The organism is Acinetobacter pittii ATCC 19004 = CIP 70.29 (assembly GCF_000369045.1).
Classification (GTDB): domain Bacteria; phylum Pseudomonadota; class Gammaproteobacteria; order Pseudomonadales; family Moraxellaceae; genus Acinetobacter; species Acinetobacter pittii.
Genome location: NZ_KB849794.1, coordinates 1 through 2464, shown reverse-complemented (window position 1 = coordinate 2464; position 2464 = coordinate 1). Strand labels below are relative to the sequence as shown.

Below are 2464 nucleotides of genomic sequence, written 5' to 3'. Positions count from 1 at the left end.
GGTCGATAAACCTAGTTTTATGGGTCGATAAACCTAGTTTTATTAACTCTAAAACTATTATGAATAAAGGGTTACAGCTTACTTAAAAGCATTTAAAAGATTAAAAATAATTAAAAGCCCAGGTAAAGAAAAATTGCCCTTGGTTTTCGCTTCGCTCAAACTCTATTGAACTTCGCTTTCGCTCAGTTCGTCGGGGCAATTTTTTGGTGAGCACTTACGTGACTTTAAAAAAGCAAAAGCAACTCGGAATTCGCTACGCTCATAAAACTTTTTTACTCGCTACGCTCGATCTAGACTCAAATTTCTACAACTTTTCCATGCTTATTTAGGTTTCACAGCCTAAAAAGCGGTTTTTCAGGGAGTCTAGGCAAAATTTTCCAAGGATCGCTCGTAGACACTCGCTTTGTTCTTATCGGTAAAATCAAATGATCTCCAAAATACTCTAATTTGCGTTTAGAGCACTCTAATTTTTTTATTGATGGGGAATATAGGTTTAGGCTAAAAAAGGCATATACGGCTTCAACAGTGTATTTAAACCCTATTATTTGAGTCAATCTAAGCTTTATTGAAAGGATTCCTTGGATCTTCTTTGGCTTGCTTAATCAATTTCTCCATTTCATATAGCGATTTAGCCGATAAAATATCTGTTTTTCTATTTTGATCCAGGCTAAATGCATTGTTCTTTTCTGCTCCGGATTGTGCCTGCTTAAATAAATCGAGCATTCGATCTAAATCTTCGTTTGAATTTGATCGCTCTAAACCGCTTTGTTCCAATAAGTTTAAATATAGTGATCCGATAAAATATTTAATGTGGTCTTGCTGTTTTCTTAAAGATTTACTAAGGGGGGCCTGGTTATATTTCTCAGGGTTTAAAACTCGTTCGACCTTCGCTGTAATATTCTTTTCAGAAGTCTGATTTCTTTTAATTTTTAAAACTTCATTTAATGCATCATGCATTGCAAAGTAAGCATCAATATCTGTTTTTTTACTTAATTCTAGAATATTCAATTCTAATTTTTTTAATTTCTGTGGCTCGGTTTTTTGGATCAGTTGTAATTGAACTATACGTTTATTATAAGTATTGCGCTCATAACGACATCGTTGAATAAGTTTTAAATCTTCTTCATTCAGTTGTTTCATTGATTCTCGTTCAGAAATCATTGCTAAAAAAGCATCTTGCATTCGTCTTTTAAACGGCAGCGCTCGAATATGTTTATCCAAATCGATGATTTCTTGTTGTGTTAAGGCAAATGTTTTTCTACCGGCCAAAGCGGATTTCCTGATTTTGGGTATCTAAATTGATGTTAGCGGAATTCTGATGGTGTTGAAACAATATTTTATGTTATACATAAAATATTGTTTATCTCGTTTCCGTGTCTTTTTTTAACAATGATTGCTTTAGCAATCATTGTTAAAAAAAGACACTTCTACTCGCTCCTGCGGAGGCTACATAAACCACTGATTTAATTATTAAATTATGAGTTTTTCTTCGGGTTTTAACGGTATTTTTCTTAATGGTGAAAAAGTAAGCAATGTCTGCCGTTACAAGAAATGGGAAAGGGGTGCAACAAGGAAAACAGCGAATTTTAGACGAGTGCAACAAACTTTTTTGATGAAATATCGATGTTTGCAACAAGAAGAGACTGCTCTCTGCAACAAGAATTAGCCCCTTGTTACAAGAAAATTTGCTGTTTCGTTACACGTAATTTGTTTGAGGTGAACTGATGTTTTATTTAAATCTAAAGCATAATATTAAAAAAGAGCAGAGTTCTCTGAATGCATTCCATTATTTAACTCGGACGGCACATTTTGAAAATCAAAAAGACAATGAAAAATTAGAGTTTATGCGGTATGGAAATATGCCCAAATGGGCAGAAAATAAACCAAAACTTTTTTGGAAAAGTGCTGATCAATTTGAAATTTCCCGGGGAAGAACAAGCTCTACTTTAACCATTGCTTTACCAAAAGAGTTAATACTAGAACAACGAGCAGAATTGGTTCAGAAGTTAATAGATCAGTTTGCCGGACAATATCAATTTCCTTATACCGCAGTCATTCATAATCATCCCAGTGAAATTACTGGAGAGGATCAACCACATTTACATTTGATGTATTCAGAAAGAACAATTTCAGATGATATTGAACGACCACCAGAGCAGTTTTTTAAACAGTACCGGCCAAAAAATCCAACTCAAGGTGGTGCGCAAAAGTTAACAGCTGATGCATTAGGTTTTGGGCGAAATCAAATCAAAGTATTCCGTGAAAAAACTCAAGAATTAATGAATTTGTTTTTAGAAAAATATGCACCAACTAAAAAAGTAATGGTTTATGGTGTAGAAATTGAAGTGAAAAATCAGGTCAGTTGCCTATCTAATGACGATTTCAATCAAAAATTCGGGACCAAATTACAGGATGTACCACAAATCCCTCGTTGGAAACTTTATAGCGCTGATCCAATTATTCA

Annotated in this window: 2 protein-coding genes; one reads left to right on the top strand and one right to left on the bottom strand. The window is 34.1% G+C overall.

What is annotated here, in order from left to right:
• Positions 1 to 555: 555 nt before the first annotated feature.
• A complete protein-coding gene (locus F928_RS16395; protein ID WP_005065071.1) occupies positions 556 to 1269 on the bottom strand; it encodes a hypothetical protein in 714 nt (237 codons plus the stop codon).
• A 455-nt stretch (positions 1270 to 1724) separates the two neighbouring features.
• Between F928_RS16395 and F928_RS16390 the strand changes: the two genes are divergently transcribed.
• Positions 1725 to 2464, top strand: a 740-nt coding sequence (locus F928_RS16390; protein WP_005077907.1) for a MobA/MobL family protein, incomplete at its 3' end; no start/stop codon positions are given.